The sequence below is a fragment of the Bradyrhizobium sp. CCBAU 45321 genome (assembly GCF_028128975.1).
Classification (GTDB): Bacteria; Pseudomonadota; Alphaproteobacteria; order Rhizobiales; family Xanthobacteraceae; genus Bradyrhizobium; species Bradyrhizobium yuanmingense.
Map to the genome: position 1 here is coordinate 1 of NZ_LFKZ01000016.1, position 17,536 is coordinate 17,536.

Here is a 17,536-nt window from a genome sequence, read left to right on the forward strand (position 1 = left end):
CAACTCCAGGAGTCACCTTCAGAATCGATTTCTCTCCAAATCGCAATGCCTTAGGATTACATGCGATTCCCCTGCCCCTGGAGGGAGGGTCGGCTCACATGGAGCGCAGCGAAGTGTGAGACGGGGTGGGGTGACGGTCTCTCCACATCCGACACTGCCCGAGCGGAGAGATCACCCCACCCCGCTCGCGCTGCGCGCGATCGACCCTCCCCCTCCAGGGGAGGGTGAGCTCGATCAGCTAGACAACACCGTCACCAACGCGCTCACACCGTCGCGCCCTGCGCCTTTGGCCTTCGCAGATGCTCGTCCAGCCGCGGCATGATCTCGACGAAGTTGCAGGGGCGCGTGCGGTAGTCGAGCTGAGCCGCCAGGATGCCGTCCCAGCCGTCGCGGCAGGCGCCGGGCGAGCCCGGCAGGCAGAAGATGTAGGTGGCGCCCGCCACGCCGGCGGTGGCGCGACTCTGGATCGTCGACGCCCCGATCTTGGCGTGGCTCAGCATGTGGAAGGCGATCGAGAAGCCGTCCATGCGCTTCTCGAACAGCGGCTCGATCGCCTCGGGCGTGACGTCGCGCCCGGTAAAGCCGGTGCCGCCGGTGGTGATGACGACGTCGATGCCGCTATCGGCGATCCAGCGGCGGATCACGTCGCGGATCGCCTCGACATCGTCGGTGACGATCTCGCGCGCGGCGAGATGATGACCCGCAGCGGTGAGACGATCGGCGAGGGTCTGACCGGACTTGTCGTCGCTGAGCGCGCGCGTGTCGGACACCGTGAGCACCGCAATGTTGAGCGGGATGAATTGTTTGGATTCGTCGATGGCCATGTTGCGTCTTTCGTGTCCCGGACAAGGTGCGGCGCATCAGCGCCGCGCCGCAGAGCCGGGACCCACTTCAGAGGCTTGGGCAACCGGCAATATGGGCCCCGGCTCTGCAGCGCACCGCTGAAGGCGCGCCGCGCTGCGTCCGGGGCACGAGCCTTTCCTTACAACGCCCCCGCACCGAACGTGTTGCAGGCCTGGACCGTGCCCTGCTGGTACCCGATCATGAACCATTGCTTGCGTTGCGCCGCCGAGCCGTGGGTGAAGGAGTCGGGCACGACGCGGCCGGTGGCCTGGCGCTGCAGCGTGTCGTCGCCGATCGCGCTTGCCGTGGTCAGCGCGGCCTCGATGTCGCCGGGCTCGAGGAAGTTCGGACGCTTCTTCGCCTCGCGGTTGACCCAGACGCCGGACAGGCAGTCGGCCTGCAGCTCCACCTTGACCTGGAGCGCATTGGCCTCGGCCTTCGAGCCGACCTGCTGCTGCAGCCGCGTCACACGCGGAATGATGCCGAGCAGGTTCTGGATGTGATGGCCGACCTCGTGCGCGATGATGTAGGCGGTGGTGAAATTGCACGCCGACTTGCCGGAGCAGCCGCGAAAGCGGGTCTCGACCTCGCGGAAGAAGGCGGTGTCCAGGAAGATGGTCCGGTCGGGCGGACAATAGAACGGCCCCATGGCCGACTGCGCCATGCCGCAGCGGCCGCCATTGGTAGCGTTGCGGAACAGCACGATCTTCGGGCCGGTGTACGACTGGCCGTTGGCCTGGAAGATCTCGCTCCAGCGATCGTCGAGCTCGCCGAGGATGCCGGAGATCATGCTGCCCATCTCGTCGGTCGGCGCGCCGCGCTTGCCCGAGGAGGCCTGGCGATCGGTCTGGTAGGTCGGCGCATGGCCGCCGCCGGAGAGGATCTCGGCGCCGCCGATCAGGATGCGGGGATCGATGCCGAAGGCGTAGCCGACCAGGCCGAGGATGATGATGGTGCCGATGCCGAGCCCGCCGCCGCCCATCGGCAGGCCGAACCCGCCGCCTCCGCCGCCGCCAAAGCCACCACCTTCGTCGCGACGATCCTCGATATCGTCGCTGCGGCGGAAGTCATCGTAGCGCATGGCGGCCTTTCCTCTGGGGTCCCTGATTTAAGTTTCGACGGCGCACAGAAACGCGAAAGCTCAACGCGCCACATACGTAAAATTTCCGTTGCTTTTATCAATATCGTGGCCGGCAAAAATTGCCTAGTGCGACAGCCTGTCGATGCCAGCAAATTTTTCCGAGGGCCGAGCAATTTTTTCCGAGAGAAATTTACAGCCTTTTTCCCGCCACGATCGATCTCGCGAGGCGCGCAAGCGCGAAATACACTGTAAAACAAGGCGAATGCGCGCAACAATTTGCGCGCGAACGATGATGCGGGGAGTGCTCACGAAAGCGGCGGGTTAAGTCGATTTTTACTTTGCCCCTTCAATGTAACGGCCAGTCGGTTGTTTGGTCCCGCGTCGCCGACAGCGTCGCCTGAGTCAGAGTTCTTGAGTCATGGTAGAGTCGCGTCGCGGGGCGTCTGCAAGGGCGCCCCGCACAAATTTTGAGTCCCCATCGCATCGCATCATCGTCGGCGATTGCGTCGCCGAGATGTCGAAGCTCCAGGCAGGCAGCGTCGACCTGGTGTTCGCCGATCCGCCCTACAATCTGCAGCTCAAGGGCGACCTCAAGCGTCCCGACGAATCCCATGTCGATGCCGTCAACGACGACTGGGACAAGTTCGATTCGTTTGCCGCCTACGACGATTTCACCCGCGCCTGGCTGCTCGCCGCACGCCGCGCCATGAAGCCGTCGGCGACGATCTGGGTGATCGGCTCCTATCACAACATCTTCCGCGTCGGCGCCATCATGCAGGATCTCGGCTTCTGGCTGCTGAACGACATCGTCTGGCGCAAGACCAATCCGATGCCGAATTTCCGCGGCCGCCGCTTCACCAACGCGCACGAAACCATGATCTGGGCCGCGCGTGACGAGAAAGCCAAGGGCTACACGTTCAACTACGAGGCGCTGAAGGCCGCCAACGAGGACGTGCAGGCGCGGTCCGACTGGCTGATTCCGCTCTGCACAGGCGAGGAGCGCCTCAAGGGCACCGACGGCAAGAAGGTGCATCCGACGCAGAAGCCGGAAGGCCTGCTGGCGCGCGTGCTGCTGTCCTCGTCCAAGCCCGGCGATCTCGTCATCGACCCGTTCAACGGCACCGGCACCACCGGCGCGGTCGCCAAGCGCCTCGGCCGCTCCTATATCGGCTTCGAGCGCGACAAGACCTACGCCAAGGCGGCCGAGGCGCGCATCGCCAAGGTCGAGCCGTTGCCGGAAGAGAGCCTTGCCCCGTTCATGACCGCGCGCGAGGCACCGCGCGTTGCGTTCTCCGAGCTGATCGAGCGCGGCATGATCATGCCCGGCACCAAGCTGTTCGACGCCAAGAAGAAGCTCGGCGCATTGGTGCGCGCCGACGGCGCCATCATGCTGGGCGACAAGGTCGGCTCGATCCACCGCATCGGCGCGGTGGCGCAGGGCGCACAGGCCTGCAACGGCTGGACCTTCTGGCACGTCGAGACCAAGAAGGGCCTCAAGCTGATCGACGAGTTGCGTGCCGAGATCCGCGCCGGCATGGCGGCGGAGTAGCTTTCCTCTCCTAAGTCATTCCGGGGCGCGCGCAAAGCGCGCGAGCCCGGAATCCATCCAACAGCGTCCCATGCCGCCCAATGGATTCCGGGCTCGCGCTTCGCGCGCCCCGGAATGACGGCGGCGTGAGTTGAAAGCCGCGCCAACCAGGACTAGATTCGCCCGACTAGCCCCCTCCTGACCGGTTGGGCTCCCATGCGACGACAGTCCGAGACATTGCTGCTGGTGCCGCTGCTGCCGATCTTCCTGGTCGGCATGTTTCCGATGTTCCTGATCGCGCTGCTCGGATTCTTCGGCCTGGCGCTGTTCGGCGTGCTCGTGATCTGCGTCGGCCTCGCCAGCAGCAACGAGGCGCACGACACTTTCAACCACGACGTCATCGTTCACGGCTATGCGCGCGGTTCGGAGCGCGCGGCGCGCGCCTCCGACATGCATCTCGCAGCGCGGCTCGGCCTGCGGCTGGAAGCCGTTGGTGCGGCCATGGTCATCGCGGCGGCAATCGGCCTTTGTTACGCCGCCTGATCTGCGTACCGCGCAGACACCGCCCGGCAAACTCGCCGGTTGCTCTCTCGGACGAGGTTCAGGCAAGACAAGGCTCGCCCAACGACGCCGCGTCCGCGCGCGGCAATATAGACACCGGGGAGATGCTGGATGCTCAAGTTCTATTTCAATGGATCACCGAACCCGACCAAGGTCGCGCTCTTTCTCGAAGAATCCGGCCTGTCTTTCGAGCCGGTGAAGATCGACACCCGCAAGGGCGAGCAGTTCACGCCGGAATTCCTGAAAATCAATCCGAACGGCAAGGTGCCGGCGATCGACGATGGCGGCACCATCGCGTTCGATTCGAACGCCATCCTGCTCTATCTCGCCGAGAAGACCGGCAAATTCCTGCCCGCCAACCGAGCCGAGCTCCTGTCCTGGCTGATGTTCGTGGCCACCGGCGTCGGGCCCTATTCGGGTCAGGCCGTGCACTTCAAGCATTTTGCGCCGAAGGAGCAGAACCACGACTACGCCCATAACCGCTATCAGTACGAGACTGACCGCCACTACAAGATTCTCGACGCTCACCTGAAGGACCGCCGCTACATGGTCGGCGACAGCTATTCGATCGTGGACATGGCGATGTGGGGCTGGGCGCGGATGGTGCCGTTCAAGCTCGGCGACGAGGCCTTTGCGCGATACCCGAACGTGAAGCGGCTGGTCGACGAGATCTCGGCGCGCCCGGCGGCGGCGCGCGCCATCGCCCTGAAGGACAAGTTCACCTTCAAGGCCGAGATGGACGACGAAGCGCGCGCCAACATGTTCAAGCACATGACGACCAAGGTGGCTTGATCGCGCCGCACGCTATTCGAGGCCACGCGCATGCGCGTGGCCTCTTGCGTTCGAGACTCTAAAGCGCGATGCGATCAGGATGAAGCGTCATCGCGCTTTAGGTTGGTTGTTCAAAGCATGATCTCTTCGGAAAAGCGCTGCACACTTTTCCGGATCATGCTTTAGGCGGCGTGGACCGAGCTCAGGAACTTGGCGACTTCCTGCTTCAACCGGTTGCTGTCGGCCGACAGCGAGCGCGCCGCCGACAACACCTGCGAGGAGGCCGAGCCGGTCTCGGAGGCGCCGCGCTGCACGTCGCCGATGTTGGACGAGACGAGCTGGGTGCCCTGGGCCGCCTGCTGGACGTTGCGGGAGATCTCCTGCGTCGCCGCGCCCTGCTGCTCCACGGCCGCGGCGACCGTCGACGCGATCTCCGACAGCCGCTCGATGGTGCCGCTGATCTCCCGGATCGAGCCGACAGACTCCTCGGTCGCGGTCTGGATGCCGGAGACCTGCTGGGCGATCTCGCCGGTGGCCCTGGCCGTCTGCTCGGCGAGCGCCTTGACCTCGGTAGCGACCACCGCAAAGCCGCGGCCGGCTTCTCCCGCACGCGCCGCCTCGATCGTGGCGTTCAGCGCCAAGAGGTTGGTCTGGCCGGCAATGGTGCTGATCAGTTCGACCACGTCGCCGATCCGCGCGGCGGCCTTGGAGAGCGCGCCGACGCGCTCGTTGGTCCGGCTTGCCTGACCCACCGCCTCGGTGGCGATGCGGGCGGATTCCTGCACCTGGCGGGCAATCTCGGAGACCGAGGAGGAGAGCTCCTCGGTCGCAGAGGCGACCGCCTGCACATTGGCCGAGGCCTCCTGCGAAGCGCTGGCGACCTCCGTCGAGAGGTCCTGGGCACGTGCGGCAGTCGTCGTTAACGTGCCGGCGGAGGCTTCGAGCTCGCCCGATGCCGACGACACCGTGTTGACGATCTCGCCGACGGCCTGCTCGAACTGATCGGCGAGCCTCGCCATGTCTTTCCTGCGGTTCTCGGCCTGCCGCGCCTCGAGTTTGGCCTGCTCGGCGCGCATGCTCTCGGTCTCGATCATGTTGTCCTTGAAGACCTGGATCGCCTTGGCCATGTCGCCGATCTCGTCGGCCCTGCCGCGGCCGGGAATCTCGATCTCGAGATTGCCGCCGGCAAGCCGCCCCATCGCCTGCGTCATCGAGGTCAGCGGACCGACGATGCTGCGGGCGATGAGGAAGGCCACGATGCCTCCGAACAGGATGGCGAGGCCGCCGGCGATCTCCTGCACGGTCGTCGTTCCCGCGATCACGGCCTCGGCGGTGGTGCGCGATGCCTCGTAGTCCTCCTTCAGCGTCGTTTCCGCCACCTTGAGCTTGCCGATGCTGTCGACGATGAGGGGCGCGAGGCTCTTGTTGTAGATCTCGTCCGCTTTAAGCATTGCTGCGGAGGTCGTCTCGAACGCCGTCTTGTAGGTTTCAAGCGAGGTCTTCACCGGCGCCAGCGTGGCGCGCAACGCCGCCGCCTGCGGGCTCTTTTCGAGTGCCCCGAGCCGTTGTAGTGCCCTGTCGATGCTCGCCCTGAAGGTCGCGGGGCCCTGCGCATCGCGAAGAGCCAGAAAACGCCAGTTTACGATCCTCACGAGCAGGATTCGGGATTCGAGATCGGCGACGAGGGAAGCGGTATCTTCATCGACGGCGGCGCGCGCCACGTCGACGAGCTTGTTCGTCTTGGTGGCCAGGTCCTCGCCACTCGGCAGCAGCGTCGCCTTGCCCGTTCTCGTCTCGTTGACGGCGTCGCCGAGATTGTCACGCAGGCGTCGCATTTTCGCGATCTCGTCGATCAGGCCGTTGTAGAGCGCGCGCCGCTCCTCGGAGAGCGTCCCCTGAGCGCCGACCCGGAGCAGCTCGCTCGCCGCGGTCTCGCGCTCTTGCGCTTCCTTCATTGCGGACTCGTTGCCGTCGTAGACGTAGCGCAAATTGGCCCGCTGAATAGCCTGCAGATGGGCCGATATTTCCAGCACCCGCGCCGTGCTGTCCGAGAGGGCGGATTGTCTTGCGACCTGATCCTGCACGTCCCGCAAATTCCAGACGGCAACCACCGCCATTACGACACCCACCGCCACCAGGGCCATGAAGCCTGCGTACAGGCGTCCCCTGATCCGCAAACGAAATTTCGGCATTCCCACTGTCCACCCAGATGCATGTGAATTCGAGGGGCCGAACGACTCCGGCGATCGTCACGGCCACTCCGACAGCCGCACGCCGCGCCCCGGCGGCCTACGCTGCACCGCGACACAATGGGGGACACTTCTTAATTGAACCTTCAAATTCCTCGCGCGCCCGATCTCGACCCGCACCAAATCTGCCGATTTTGGCAGCAGCTATGCAAAGCCGCATGCGAATCCGCTGTGCCATGCACGCCGATGCATGCTGTTCGTGAGGGGATGCCTATTGGGCGCCGGCCTGCTGCAACTTGCCGAGTGCATTCTCGACCACTTCCAGCGTGTAGGGCTTCTGGACCACCGGCGCGGAGGCCAATTGCTCGGGGATCGGCGCGCGCTCGCCATAGCCGGTCGCGAAGATGAAGGGCACCCCGATCTCCTTCAGCTTCTGCGCCACCTTGATGCTGCTCTCGCTGCCGAGATTGAGATCGAGCAGAGCAAAGCTCGGCCGCGAACGCTCGATCGAGCGCAGTGCCTGGTCGACGGTTGCGGCGGTGTCGACGTGGCGGGCGCCGAGGTCGAGCAGGATGACCTCCGCGGCCATCGCGATGATCAGGTTGTCCTCCACGATCAGGGCCGTGTCGGAAATCCGTGGACGGGCAGATTGCTGCTCCTCGATACGCATGGCGGCTCCCGCAATGGATGGGACGAGCTGGACGAAGTTGGGCGGAATGACGAACTTCGCCTGGACGCCCAGGAGGTCGAAACGGATCTCGGCATCGCCCTTGAGATCGAACGGCACCGACCGCTCGATGATGGTGGTGCCGAAGCCGCGCCGCGACGGCGGCTGCACGGGCGGACCGCCGCTCTCCTTCCACTCGATGACGAGGCTGGAAGACGGGTCGAGGCGCCAGACCACCTCGACACTGCCGGTGGAATCGGCAAGCGCGCCGTACTTGGCGGAATTGGTCATCATCTCATGAACGACGAGCGCCAGCGTCGCGAACGCCTTTGGATCGAGCGCGACGTCCGGACCGCCCATCTTCACCCGGTCTGCGCGCGCACCGAGATACGCGCCGGCCTCGGACTCGACCAGGGTGCGGAGCGCGACGGGTGCCCAGTTCAGGTTCGTGATCTGGTCGTGGGCGCGCGCGAGGGCCTGGATGCGGCCGCCGAGCACGCTCGCAAACTCCTCGATGCCGGTCGCGGTGTCCTTGCTCTGCGCCACCAGGGCGCGCACGAGGCTCAGGATGTTGCGGACGCGGTGATTGAGCTCGGCGATCATCAGTTCCTGCCGCTCCTGTGCCCCGCGACGCTCGCGCGCGGCGAGGTCGGACAGTTGCAGGATCACCTCCAGCAGCGTGACGCGCAGGCTCTCGGCGATGCGGATATCGGCCGCCGACCACGGCTTCGACTGCCCCGCCACCGTTTCCTGCCATAGCTCGAAGCTCTTGCGCGGGGTGAGACGCGGCCCGTGCGGCCCTTCGTCGTAGACCTTGTTGGGATCGGCGGCCCATTTCACCGATCGCGTGACCTCGCGGCGGAAGAAGATCAGGCAATCGCGCGGGGTCCGCGAGATCGGGATGGCGAGAAAGCCCGCCGCACGGTCACGGAAGGCCTGGCCGGCGGCGTAGACCTCGGCGATCTCGGCGCTGGCGAAGATCCGGCCCGGCGAAGTCCGGTTGATGAAGCCGACGAGATCCGTGACCTCGTCCTCGGTCGGCGTCTCGCCTTGAAGCGCGATCTTGTTGTCGGACCACACCGCGACGCCGTCGCATTCGATCATCTTGCGGTAGTCGCCGAGGAAGTCGACGATGGCGCGACGGCTGTGCTCGTGCGAGGCGGCGACCTCGATCAAACGTTCCTGAATCTGATGCGCGCGGGCCTCATAGGCGACGTCGCCCTCGCGCTCGCGGCCTTCCACGATCCACGAGAACATCTGACCGAACAGTTCGGAGGCCGTGCGCTTGTCGAACGAAATGTAGCGCGGCGAATAATGGTGGCAGGCAAACAGACCCCACAGCTTGCCGTCGCGCAGGATCGACACCGACATGGAGGCGGCAACGCCCATGTTGCGCAGATATTCGATGTGGATCGGCGACACCGAGCGCAGCACGCTCATCGACAGGTCGAGCAGTCCCGCATTGTGCGTGGCCGTGGACATCAGCGCGGCAGGCCGCGCGTCGACGTCGGCGATGATGCGCAGCCAGTTGCGCTGATAGAGCGCGCGCGCCTGCCTTGGGATGTCGGATGCAGGGTAACGCAGGCCGAAAAAGGATTCGAGCCCGGGCTCCGCCGTCTCGGCGATCACCTCGCCGGACCCGTCCGGGTGAAACTGATAGACCATGACGCGGTCGAAGCCGGTCAACACCTTGAGCTGACGCGCCGCCTCGCGCGCCAGATCGGCCATCCCGCGTGTCTTGCGGATCCGTTCGAGCATCAAGCGCACGAGCTCGCCGGAATTGACGCCGGGCTCGTGGACGCTCGGCTCCGCCTCGATGATCAGATAGACGCCGGAGAGATGAATCGAAAGATCGAAGGGTGGCTTGCCGGGCTGCAGCTCGACGCCGAACAGGCGTTCGGTCGCATCCGGACCGCCGAGATGATCGACCCGGCTGCGGATCGTTTCGACCGCCGCCTCGGAGATCACGCCCGACAGCGGCCGCTGCAGCAGGTCGGCAACATCCGTTCCAAGGAAGCTCGCGACGTTGTCCGACGCCATGCAGATCGTGAAATCCGAGAGCACGGCCAGCAGGAAGCCAAACGGCTGCACGCTGCCGGGAATGTGGATCGGCTCGCGATCGCAATTGGTGAGATTGACGGCCTGGTTCATGCCCGGTCCGCCGCCTGCTCGAATGCGGCGAAGGTGATGCGAGCCGCCTCGATCGCCTCGTCTTCGTCCCAGCGCTCGTCGGTTGCAAGCTTTGCCAGGAAACTTTGCCAGAATCGCCTGCCGGTGCCGTGACTGAGATAGGCGACAGCTTCGCAAGGCCGCGGATCGGCGGAATCGGCGACCATCTTCAGCAGGAACTTTGCCCCGAGACGGGAGCCTTCGAGCACATACATCGTGCCCACAACGCCGCTGCGCGTCAGTGGGGGTACGGACACCAGCCGCGGCACCGCGCTGCCGAGGCGCTCGAGATCAGCCAGGATTGCCACGCTTCGCGACCGCTCCGGCCAGTCCGGGAAAACCGCACTGACACCGGCCTCGACGAGTGCCGTCTCGAGCGGCAGCAGCGCACCGGCACTGGCTTGCAGAAAGCGTCGATAGCCGGAGAGCTCGGTCAGATCGAATGCCGAGAGCTGCGCGTCGAGGTCGCGGTGCGCAGCCGACGTTGCGTCTCTTAATCGTTCGCGGAGTCCGGAGAAGCTGCGGCCTACCTGCGTTGAAACGTCCGAAGCCCCAGCCAGCATGAATTTCCCGAGAACGCAGGTTGGCGCGGGCGCGGCGCGCCCGGCAACCGAGGGAACGTCGGCGGCATGCGAAAGTTCCGCGCCGAGTCTGCATGAGTTCCAGCAGCGTCCGACAGGCCCGCACAAATATCGCGGGCCGTGACGAACAGGAGCGGCCGGTGGACACGACCTCGTCCAAGCCGTTAGCCCGCGGCCCTCGCGGGGGCTTGCGGAAACGGGCCGAGCGCCTTCTCGGTCAGCATGGAGTCGCAGTACTCGCGAATCTCCTTGATCTTGCCGTCCTCCAGACGAAAGACCAGGCAATAGTCGTTGTCATAACGCACGCCCTCGGGCGTGACGTTATCGCCCTTGGCTTCCACCACCACGATGTCGCCATCGACGATGAAGCGATGGGCGATGGTTCGCGTACGGTCGCGCAGGCGCGTGCGGACATAGCCGTGGAGATCTTTGAGGATCGCCTCCTTGCCGGCAAAGGTGCGCGACCAGGAATATTGCCCCGTGACGACCCATTTGGCGTCGTCGGCGAGACTTGCGCTGAACAGGGCGCGGTCGCGCGCGGCCGGATCGGGATTGGCGGCCGCAGCAAAGATATCCTGCAGCAGTTTCTTGTTGGCGCTCGCGTTCATGGCGGCATCTCCTCGTGGTGACAACGCCGAGATCATCGCCGGGCCAACGTCATTCTTCAAATCGATATGAAATATGATATCTATTCACCCCATGAATTTGAATTCGCTCGACCTTAACCTGTTGACCGCGCTCGACGCATTGCTCCGCGAAGCCAATGTCAGCCGCGCGGCCCTGAGGATCGGCCTGTCACAGCCGGCCACGAGCCACGCCTTGCAGCGCCTGCGCGACATCTTCGGTGACCCGCTGCTGGTGCGCACGGGCGTACGGATGGAGCTGACGCCGCGGGCGCTGGCCCTGCGTGCGCCGCTGGCGCAGGCGCTCGACCAGGTCCGCGGGCTGTTCGTGCCCGATGACTTCGATGCCGCGCGCAGCGAGCGGCAGTTCCGCCTGATGATGCCGGATCTCGCGGTCGAGCTGTTGATGCCGCCCTTGATGGCGAAAGTGACGCGCCTTGCCCCCAACGTCCGCATCGACGTGGTGCCGTGGCGGGGACCTGCGATCTTCCACGCCGAGTTCGCCCGCACCATCGATCTCGTGATCTCGATCGGCAACGCCTTCAAGGGGTTTCATCGCCAGTTGCTCTACACCGACAGCGACGCGCTGGCGGTGCGGCGCGGCCATCCTGTGGGAGCGAGGCTGAAGCGGCGCGAGGCGTTCCTCGCCGCCCGCCATGTCGGCGTGATCATCCGCGGCCAGCCTGAGGATCTCATCGACACCTGGCTGCGCAGCAAAGGCGTCGAGCGACATATCTCGCTGGTCGTGCCGGGCTATCTCGAAGCCTTGCACGTCGCCGCGCGCACCGATCTCGTCGCCTTCGTGCCGCGCCGGCTGATCGCCGCGCTGTCGAAGCAGCTCGGCATCGTCGCGGTGACGCCGCCGTTCGATCCCGGGATCGACGAGCAGTTCATGTTCCATCCGACACGCGCGCAGATGGACCCCGGCTCGATCTGGCTGCGGCGGCTGATGCTGGAGACGGGGCGGGAGCTGGAGCAAGCCAGGCGCCAGCTCTCGTAGGGCGGGCAAAGCGAAGCGTGCCCACCACCTTTGTTGCAATCTTGGAAAGATGGTGGGCACGGCGCTCTGCGCCTTTGCCCACCCTACAAGAATCGTCGGGTTGTTACGCCTTCTGCGCCACCATCACCTTGCTCACCGCGGGGCGATCGGACATGCGCTTGAAGTGATCGGCGATCTTCGGCGTCGCATTGATGTCGACGCTGTCGCCTTCGAGCCAGGTCGAAAGCGTATAGAGATAGGGATCGCAGATCGTGTACTGATCGCCCATCACCCAGGGTCCCCGAAACATCTTCTGCTCGATCAGCTTGAAGCAGGCGCCCATGGTCTTCGGCACCATCGCCTTCATGTCGGCAAACGAGCTCTCCTCCGTCGCCCAGCGCGCGCCGCGCATCTTGTGGGCGTGGTTGATGTGCACGGTCGAGCAGAGATAGGAGTTGAACGACTGCACCTGGGCGAAGTCGAAGGGTTCGTCGAGCGGCGCGAGCTTCGCCTTGGGAAAGGTCTGCGCGAGATAGGCCAGCATCGCCGGCGTCTCGGTCAGGACGCCGCGGTCGGTGACCAGCGCCGGCACCCGGCCCTTCGGGTTGATGGCGAGATAGTCCGGGCTGTTCTGCTGGTTGTCCTTGAAGCTCAGCCGCTCAGCCGTGTACTCGGCGCCGGCCTCTTCCAGGGTGATGTAGGTGGCAAGCGCGCAGGTGCCGGTGGCGTAGTAGAGCTTGAGCATGTCGGACCTCATGGGGAAAACCGGAGGTTAACGGTCCTCCGCCGCGCCGTCCATAGGCGGCCTGTTCGCAGTTGCCCACGGCCGCCCGGCTGTGCCAAGACGCCTCCATCGGAGGGGTTTTCTCATGACGGTACTCATCGCCGGTGGCGGCATCGGCGGACTGACGCTTGCGCTCAGCCTGCATCAGATCGGCGTTCCCGTGAAAGTGTTCGAGAGCGTCGCGGAACTGAAGCCGCTCGGGGTCGGCATCAACGTGCTGCCGCATGCGGTGCGCGAACTGATCGAGCTCGGCCTGCTGGACAAGCTGGACGCCAGCGGCGTGCGGACGCGCGAGCTCGCCTATTTCTCCAAGCACGGCAAGCCGATCTGGAGCGAGCCGCGCGGCCTGGAGGCCGGCTACAAATGGCCGCAATTCTCGATCCATCGCGGCACGCTGCAGCAGATCCTGCTCGACACCGCGCTCGAGCGGCTCGGCCGCGACAACATCCTCACCAGCCATCATCTGACCGGCTGGACCGAGACGGCGGGCGGCGTGCGCGCCGACTTCGTCGACAGGGCGATCGGCAAGGCCGCCGGCACCTACGAGGGCGCGATCCTGATCGCCGCCGACGGCATCCATTCCGCCGCGCGAGAAAAGCTCTATCCGAACGAAGGCCCGCCGATCTGGAACGGCCGCATCCTCTGGCGCGGCGTCACGCCGGCCAAAGCCTTCCTCACCGGCCGCAGCATGATCATGGCCGGCCACGAGATCCTGAAATTCGTCTGCTATCCGATCTCGAAAGAACCGGATGCAAACGGCAACCACCTCATCAACTGGGTCGCGGAGCGCCACATGCCGCCGACCTATCAGTGGCGTCGCGAGGACTATAACCGCACCGCGCGGCTGGAGGAGTTCCTGCCCTGGTTCGAGAGCTGGACGTTCGACTGGCTCGACGTGCCCGCCCTGATCAGGAACTGCCCGCACGCTTACGAATATCCGCTGGTCGACCGCGATCCGGTGTCGCAATGGACCTTCGGCCGCGTCACGCTGATGGGCGATGCCGCGCATCCGATGTACCCGATCGGCTCGAACGGCGCCTCGCAGGCGATCCTCGACGCGCGCGTCATCACCCGCGAGATCCTGGCGCACGGTCCGACGCAGGCGGCACTGCTCGCCTATGAAGCCGAGCGGCAGCCCGCGACCACCGACCTCGTCCTGCTCAACCGCAAGAACGGCCCCGAGCAGGTGATGCAGCTGGTCGAGGAGCGCGCGCCTGACGGGTACAGGGTCGTCACCGACGTGCTGTCGCAAAAGGAGCTGGAAGACATCGCCGGCAACTACAAGCGCGTTGCGGGATTCCAGGTCGAGGCGCTGAATGCGAAGCCGCCGATCGTGAGCAAGGACGCCCGCGCGAGCGCTTGAGGGTCTGATCAATCAACTCGCGCGGCGCATTCCTCTTCACCTCTCCCCGCTTGCGGGGAGAGGTCGGATTGCATCGAAGATGCAATCCGGGTGAGGGGGTACAGGTCCCTCGTGGATCTCCCGTGTTGAGAGAGGCCCCTCACCCCACCCTCTCCCCGTAAGAACGGGGCGAGGGAGCGAGAGACCAGTGCCCGCTCACTTCACCACCCTCGCCGCCTCCAACAATCGCTCGCTGGCGCTTGCCGTCGCCAGCACGGTGCCGTCCTCCGCCATCAGCTTGGCTTCGACGAAGGCGATGGTCTTGCCGAGCTGCGTCACCTTGGCTTCGCCGATGATTGTCCCCGGCCTTGCCGGGTTGAGAAAATTCACGGTCATGCTGATCGTGGTGGTGTAGAGCCGGCCCTCGCTCATCACCAGCACCGCCGGACCCATGGTGTCGTCGAGCATGGCCGAGAGCATGCCGCCCTGGATGAAGCCCGCGGGGTTGCAGAACTCCGGCTTGCCGTCGAAGCCAAGCTTGATCCAGCCCTCCTCCGGACGGGCATCGAGCAGGCGCCAGCCGAGCAGCTCGGCGCATGGGGGCCTTGGGAAGTTATCGAGCGCGGTCTTGACCATGCGAGATCTCCTTTGCCCCCTGCTAGCGCAAGACTGCTGACAGCCTGCTGTCAGCAGGATGGATGCTAGAGATCCAATCCATGCGCGATGACCTTGCGCATGACGTTGGGCAGCGCCTCATCTGCCAGAGTCGCGATCGGTACCCAACGCATGCCCTCGGGCGCGCGGACCCGGGCCTCGGCCTTGGCCGTGTAGACCACCAGCTCGAGCGGAAAATGCGTGAAGACGTGGGTGACGACGCCCACCTTGCGCTGCCAGCGCGACAGCCCCTTGAGCTGCGGCGCCTGCTGCTTCGCCGTTGCATCGTCCTGGCCGGCGAGCCAGTCCGAGCCCGGCACCTCCGTCATGCCGCCGAGCAACCCCTTTTCGGGCCTCGAGCGGACAAGCAGCTCGTCGCCGCGCGTGACCACGAAGGCGGCGCCGCGCCTGAGCGTCCCGCTCTTCTTCGGTGCCTTGCGCGGGAACGTCTCCTGGGTGCCCTGCGCGCCTGCCGTGCAGTCCTCTGTGAACGGACACAGCGAGCAGGCCGGCGTCTTCGGCGTGCAGATCGAGGCGCCGAGATCCATCAGCGCCTGCGCGCTGTCGCCGGCGCGAGACTCCGCCAGCAGCGTCGCGGCCAGTTGCTGGATGAGCGGCTTGGCTTGCGGCAGCTCCTGCTCGACCGCGAACAGCCGCGACACCACGCGCTCGATATTGCCGTCGACCGGCATGGTGCGGCGGTCGAACGCGATCGCCGCAATCGCCGCCGCCGTGTAGGGCCCGATCCCCGGCAGCGCGCGCAGCCCCTCCTCGGTATCCGGAAACACGCCGCCATGTTCGCGCGTCACCGCGACCGCGCAGGCGTGGAGGTTGCGTGCGCGCGAGTAATAGCCGAGCCCGGCCCACATCCGCAGCACGTCATCCTGCGAGGCGCGTCCTAGCGCCGTGACGTCAGGCCAGCGCGCAACGAATTTTTCGAAATAGGGGCCGACCGCCTTCACGGTGGTCTGCTGGAGCATGATCTCGGAGAGCCAGACGCGGTAAGGATCGGACGCCTCGCCCGGCGCGGCGCGCCAAGGCAGTCGGCGCCGGTGGCGGTCGTACCATTGCAGGAGCGCGAGCGGGCGCGATGAGGTCTCCGGCTGAGAAGGTTCCGGCTTCGGCTTGCGTGCGGATCTGGGGCTCATTCCTCACTGTAGCGGCAATGCACTGGCCTCTCCACGTCATGCCCGCGCTTGTCGCGGGCATCCACGTCTTTCTTCGCAGGAAGAACGTGGATGGCCGGGCCTCCGCCTCGCCGAAGCGGCTTCGGCCGCGCAGGCGGGACAAGCCCGGCCATGACGGGCCCGGGGGTCTGTGGCCCGGCGTTCGAAGTGCTATAAGGCCTCATGTCCAAATCCGGCCCCATCTTCAAGCCCGGCCCCGTCAGCGCCAAACCGCTCGGGATCCTGCTCGACGACGTCTTTGCCGAGGCCTATGCCAAGCAGGGCTTTGCGGCGCGCGAGTTGGTGACGCGGTGGGCGCAGATCGCGGGGCCGGAGATCGCGGCCCATGCCGAGCCGCTCAAGATGCAATGGCCACGGCCGGTCGAGGGTCAGCCGCAGGAGCCGGCAACCCTGGTGCTGCGGGTCGAGGGGCCGATGGCGCTGGAGATCCAGCATTCGGCCGACGTGATCCTGGAGCGGGTCAACCGCTTCTTCGGCTGGAGCGCGGTCGGCAAGCTGGCCTTCCGCCAGGCGCCCCTGTCGCGGCCGCAGGCCCGGAAGCGGCCCGGCCCGCCCGACCCCAAGGCCGTCGCCAAGGTGGCGGAGAACCTGACCGACATCGAGGATGAAGAACTGAAGACCGCGCTGGCGCGCCTCGGGGCCGCCATCAAGCGAAATTGAGCCTCATTCCGCGGCCAAACTGGACCTGTCCGTAGCGCCCGCCATTGCCTCAAACGACGTTTCAAGCTAGCGACAGGCCGTCCGAGCAGGAAACCTTGACCGTCCTTTGGGCGAACCTTGCCAATCCCGGGAGCCGACCTTGATCATCACCCGCCGCGCCTTCACCACGATGCTGTCGCTGACCGGGCTTGCCGCGTTCGCCGGGCTCTCGCCGCTGCGGTTCATCACGGAAGCGATGGCTCAGTCGGCCGCCGACGTGGCCAAGCCGGTGTCGCTGCCCGACATGGCGCTCGGCCCGAAGGATGCCGCCGTCACCATCACCGAATACGCCTCGATGACGTGCCCGCACTGCGCCGCCTTCAACGAGCAGGTGTTCCCGAAGATCAAGACGGAATACATCGACACCGGCAAGGTGCGTTACATCTTCCGCGAGTTCCCGCTCGACATCAAAGCCGCCGCCGGCTCGATGCTATCGCGCTGCATCGCCAAGGACGATGCCCCGAAATACTTCGCGGTCACCGACATGCTGTTCCGCCAGCAGAATGACTGGGTGATGAAGAACACCACTGAGACCCTGACGCGGATCGGCAAGCAGGCCGGCCTCACCCAGCAGCAGGTCGAGGCCTGCCTGAAGGACCAGGCGCTGCTCGACAAGATTGCCGCCGACCAGAAATATGCCAGCGACGTGCTCAAGGTGGATTCGACGCCGACCTTCTTCATCAACGGCGAGAAGATCAAGGGCGACACCTCGTTCGAGGAGTTCGCCAAGAAGATCAACCCGCTGCTGAAGAGCTGATTCGCGCGTCAAGATCCTGATTCGCATCTCGAAAGCCGTATCTTTCCCGGCATAAATCCCTTGGGAAAAGCGGCTTTCGCCGGTTGCCCTCGCGGCGCACCGCGGCCATTGTCCAGCCGCA

The 17,536-nt window shown here is 65.5% G+C and carries 16 protein-coding genes; 7 read left to right on the forward strand and 9 right to left on the reverse strand.

What is annotated here, in order from left to right; all coding sequences use genetic code 11:
- Window positions 1–263 precede the first annotated feature (263 nt).
- Together moaB and ypfJ are read right to left on the reverse strand one after the other, a co-directional pair.
- Window positions 264–824: a molybdenum cofactor biosynthesis protein B gene (gene moaB / locus ACM43_RS04215; RefSeq protein WP_271538261.1), complete on the reverse strand. Its 561-nt coding sequence runs from the start codon at window positions 822–824 to the stop codon at window positions 264–266.
- A gap of 158 nt (window positions 825–982) precedes the next feature.
- On the reverse strand, window positions 983–1,924 hold the full coding sequence (ypfJ, locus tag ACM43_RS04220; RefSeq protein ID WP_036006315.1) for a KPN_02809 family neutral zinc metallopeptidase: 942 nt from the start codon (window positions 1,922–1,924) through the stop codon (window positions 983–985).
- 418 nt (window positions 1,925–2,342) lie between these two features.
- On the opposite strand from ypfJ, the gene ACM43_RS04225 reads away from it, so the two are divergent.
- The 3 genes from ACM43_RS04225 to ACM43_RS04235 all read left to right on the forward strand — a co-directional run bounded on the left by ACM43_RS04225 (window position 2,343) and on the right by ACM43_RS04235 (window position 4,805).
- Complete coding sequence (locus tag ACM43_RS04225) at window positions 2,343–3,473, forward strand: site-specific DNA-methyltransferase (protein ID WP_036037228.1); 1,131 nt, start codon at window positions 2,343–2,345, stop codon at window positions 3,471–3,473.
- A gap of 195 nt (window positions 3,474–3,668) precedes the next feature.
- Window positions 3,669–3,995, forward strand: a complete 327-nt coding sequence (locus ACM43_RS04230; protein WP_157287823.1) for a hypothetical protein — start codon at window positions 3,669–3,671, stop codon at window positions 3,993–3,995.
- 129 nt (window positions 3,996–4,124) lie between these two features.
- The gene (locus ACM43_RS04235; RefSeq protein WP_271538271.1) at window positions 4,125–4,805 is read left to right on the forward strand and encodes a glutathione S-transferase family protein; all 681 of its coding nucleotides are present in this window, start codon (window positions 4,125–4,127) and stop codon (window positions 4,803–4,805) included.
- A 161-nt stretch (window positions 4,806–4,966) separates the two neighbouring features.
- Here ACM43_RS04235 and ACM43_RS04240 read toward each other — a convergent pair whose 3' ends face one another.
- From ACM43_RS04240 to ACM43_RS04255, 4 genes are all read right to left on the reverse strand, one after another.
- Window positions 4,967–6,976 carry a methyl-accepting chemotaxis protein gene (locus tag ACM43_RS04240; RefSeq protein ID WP_271538273.1) on the reverse strand — a complete coding sequence of 670 codons (2,010 nt, stop codon included), beginning with the start codon at window positions 6,974–6,976 and terminating at the stop codon, window positions 4,967–4,969.
- 268 nt (window positions 6,977–7,244) lie between these two features.
- The gene (locus ACM43_RS04245; protein ID WP_271538276.1) at window positions 7,245–9,791 is read right to left on the reverse strand and encodes an HWE histidine kinase domain-containing protein; all 2,547 of its coding nucleotides are present in this window, start codon (window positions 9,789–9,791) and stop codon (window positions 7,245–7,247) included.
- The gene (locus ACM43_RS04250) at window positions 9,788–10,372 is read right to left on the reverse strand and encodes a biliverdin-producing heme oxygenase (protein ID WP_271538278.1); all 585 of its coding nucleotides are present in this window, start codon (window positions 10,370–10,372) and stop codon (window positions 9,788–9,790) included. Before ACM43_RS04250 ends, ACM43_RS04245 begins: the two co-directional genes overlap by 4 nt.
- A 182-nt stretch (window positions 10,373–10,554) precedes the next feature.
- Window positions 10,555–10,998, reverse strand: a complete 444-nt coding sequence (locus ACM43_RS04255) for a nuclear transport factor 2 family protein (protein WP_271538280.1) — start codon at window positions 10,996–10,998, stop codon at window positions 10,555–10,557.
- Window positions 10,999–11,089: 91 nt separating this feature from the next.
- Between ACM43_RS04255 and ACM43_RS04260 the strand changes: the two genes are divergently transcribed.
- A complete protein-coding gene (locus ACM43_RS04260) occupies window positions 11,090–12,013 on the forward strand; it encodes a LysR family transcriptional regulator (protein ID WP_271538282.1) in 924 nt (307 codons plus the stop codon).
- A gap of 103 nt (window positions 12,014–12,116) precedes the next feature.
- Here the strand turns inward: ACM43_RS04260 and ACM43_RS04265 are convergent, their stop codons facing one another.
- Window positions 12,117–12,737, reverse strand: a complete 621-nt coding sequence (locus ACM43_RS04265; protein ID WP_271538285.1) for a glutathione S-transferase family protein — start codon at window positions 12,735–12,737, stop codon at window positions 12,117–12,119.
- Window positions 12,738–12,861: 124 nt separating this feature from the next.
- On the opposite strand from ACM43_RS04265, the gene ACM43_RS04270 reads away from it, so the two are divergent.
- Window positions 12,862–14,139 (forward strand): flavin-dependent oxidoreductase, encoded by a 1,278-nt coding sequence (locus ACM43_RS04270; protein ID WP_271538287.1) that lies wholly within the window; start codon window positions 12,862–12,864, stop codon window positions 14,137–14,139.
- A 195-nt stretch (window positions 14,140–14,334) separates the two neighbouring features.
- Here the strand turns inward: ACM43_RS04270 and ACM43_RS04275 are convergent, their stop codons facing one another.
- On the reverse strand, window positions 14,335–14,754 hold the full coding sequence (locus ACM43_RS04275) for a PaaI family thioesterase (protein WP_157287807.1): 420 nt from the start codon (window positions 14,752–14,754) through the stop codon (window positions 14,335–14,337).
- 65 nt (window positions 14,755–14,819) lie between these two features.
- Window positions 14,820–15,920: an A/G-specific adenine glycosylase gene (gene mutY / locus ACM43_RS04280; RefSeq protein WP_271538289.1), complete on the reverse strand. Its 1,101-nt coding sequence runs from the start codon at window positions 15,918–15,920 to the stop codon at window positions 14,820–14,822.
- A 201-nt stretch (window positions 15,921–16,121) separates the two neighbouring features.
- Between mutY and ACM43_RS04285 the strand changes: the two genes are divergently transcribed.
- A complete protein-coding gene (locus ACM43_RS04285; RefSeq protein ID WP_128263036.1) occupies window positions 16,122–16,619 on the forward strand; it encodes a DUF721 domain-containing protein in 498 nt (165 codons plus the stop codon).
- Window positions 16,620–16,758: 139 nt separating this feature from the next.
- On the forward strand, window positions 16,759–17,415 hold the full coding sequence (locus ACM43_RS04290; protein WP_271538294.1) for a DsbA family protein: 657 nt from the start codon (window positions 16,759–16,761) through the stop codon (window positions 17,413–17,415).
- The last annotated feature ends 121 nt before the right edge of the window (window positions 17,416–17,536 follow it).

What these genes read in the sequence shown, in the direction of transcription:
- moaB (WP_271538261.1), bottom strand. Translation starts at nt 824, where the DNA reads ATGGCCATCGACGAATCCAAACAATTCATCCCGCTCAACATTGCGGTG.
- ypfJ (WP_036006315.1), bottom strand. Translation starts at nt 1,924, where the DNA reads ATGCGCTACGATGACTTCCGCCGCAGCGACGATATCGAGGATCGTCGC.
- ACM43_RS04225 (WP_036037228.1), top strand. Translation starts at nt 2,343, where the DNA reads ATGGTAGAGTCGCGTCGCGGGGCGTCTGCAAGGGCGCCCCGCACAAAT.
- ACM43_RS04230 (WP_157287823.1), top strand. Translation starts at nt 3,669, where the DNA reads ATGCGACGACAGTCCGAGACATTGCTGCTGGTGCCGCTGCTGCCGATC.
- ACM43_RS04235 (WP_271538271.1), top strand. Translation starts at nt 4,125, where the DNA reads ATGCTCAAGTTCTATTTCAATGGATCACCGAACCCGACCAAGGTCGCG.
- ACM43_RS04240 (WP_271538273.1), bottom strand. Translation starts at nt 6,976, where the DNA reads ATGCCGAAATTTCGTTTGCGGATCAGGGGACGCCTGTACGCAGGCTTC.
- ACM43_RS04245 (WP_271538276.1), bottom strand. Translation starts at nt 9,791, where the DNA reads ATGAACCAGGCCGTCAATCTCACCAATTGCGATCGCGAGCCGATCCAC.
- ACM43_RS04250 (WP_271538278.1), bottom strand. Translation starts at nt 10,372, where the DNA reads ATGCTGGCTGGGGCTTCGGACGTTTCAACGCAGGTAGGCCGCAGCTTC.
- ACM43_RS04255 (WP_271538280.1), bottom strand. Translation starts at nt 10,998, where the DNA reads ATGAACGCGAGCGCCAACAAGAAACTGCTGCAGGATATCTTTGCTGCG.
- ACM43_RS04260 (WP_271538282.1), top strand. Translation starts at nt 11,090, where the DNA reads ATGAATTTGAATTCGCTCGACCTTAACCTGTTGACCGCGCTCGACGCA.
- ACM43_RS04265 (WP_271538285.1), bottom strand. Translation starts at nt 12,737, where the DNA reads ATGCTCAAGCTCTACTACGCCACCGGCACCTGCGCGCTTGCCACCTAC.
- ACM43_RS04270 (WP_271538287.1), top strand. Translation starts at nt 12,862, where the DNA reads ATGACGGTACTCATCGCCGGTGGCGGCATCGGCGGACTGACGCTTGCG.
- ACM43_RS04275 (WP_157287807.1), bottom strand. Translation starts at nt 14,754, where the DNA reads ATGGTCAAGACCGCGCTCGATAACTTCCCAAGGCCCCCATGCGCCGAG.
- mutY (WP_271538289.1), bottom strand. Translation starts at nt 15,920, where the DNA reads ATGAGCCCCAGATCCGCACGCAAGCCGAAGCCGGAACCTTCTCAGCCG.
- ACM43_RS04285 (WP_128263036.1), top strand. Translation starts at nt 16,122, where the DNA reads ATGTCCAAATCCGGCCCCATCTTCAAGCCCGGCCCCGTCAGCGCCAAA.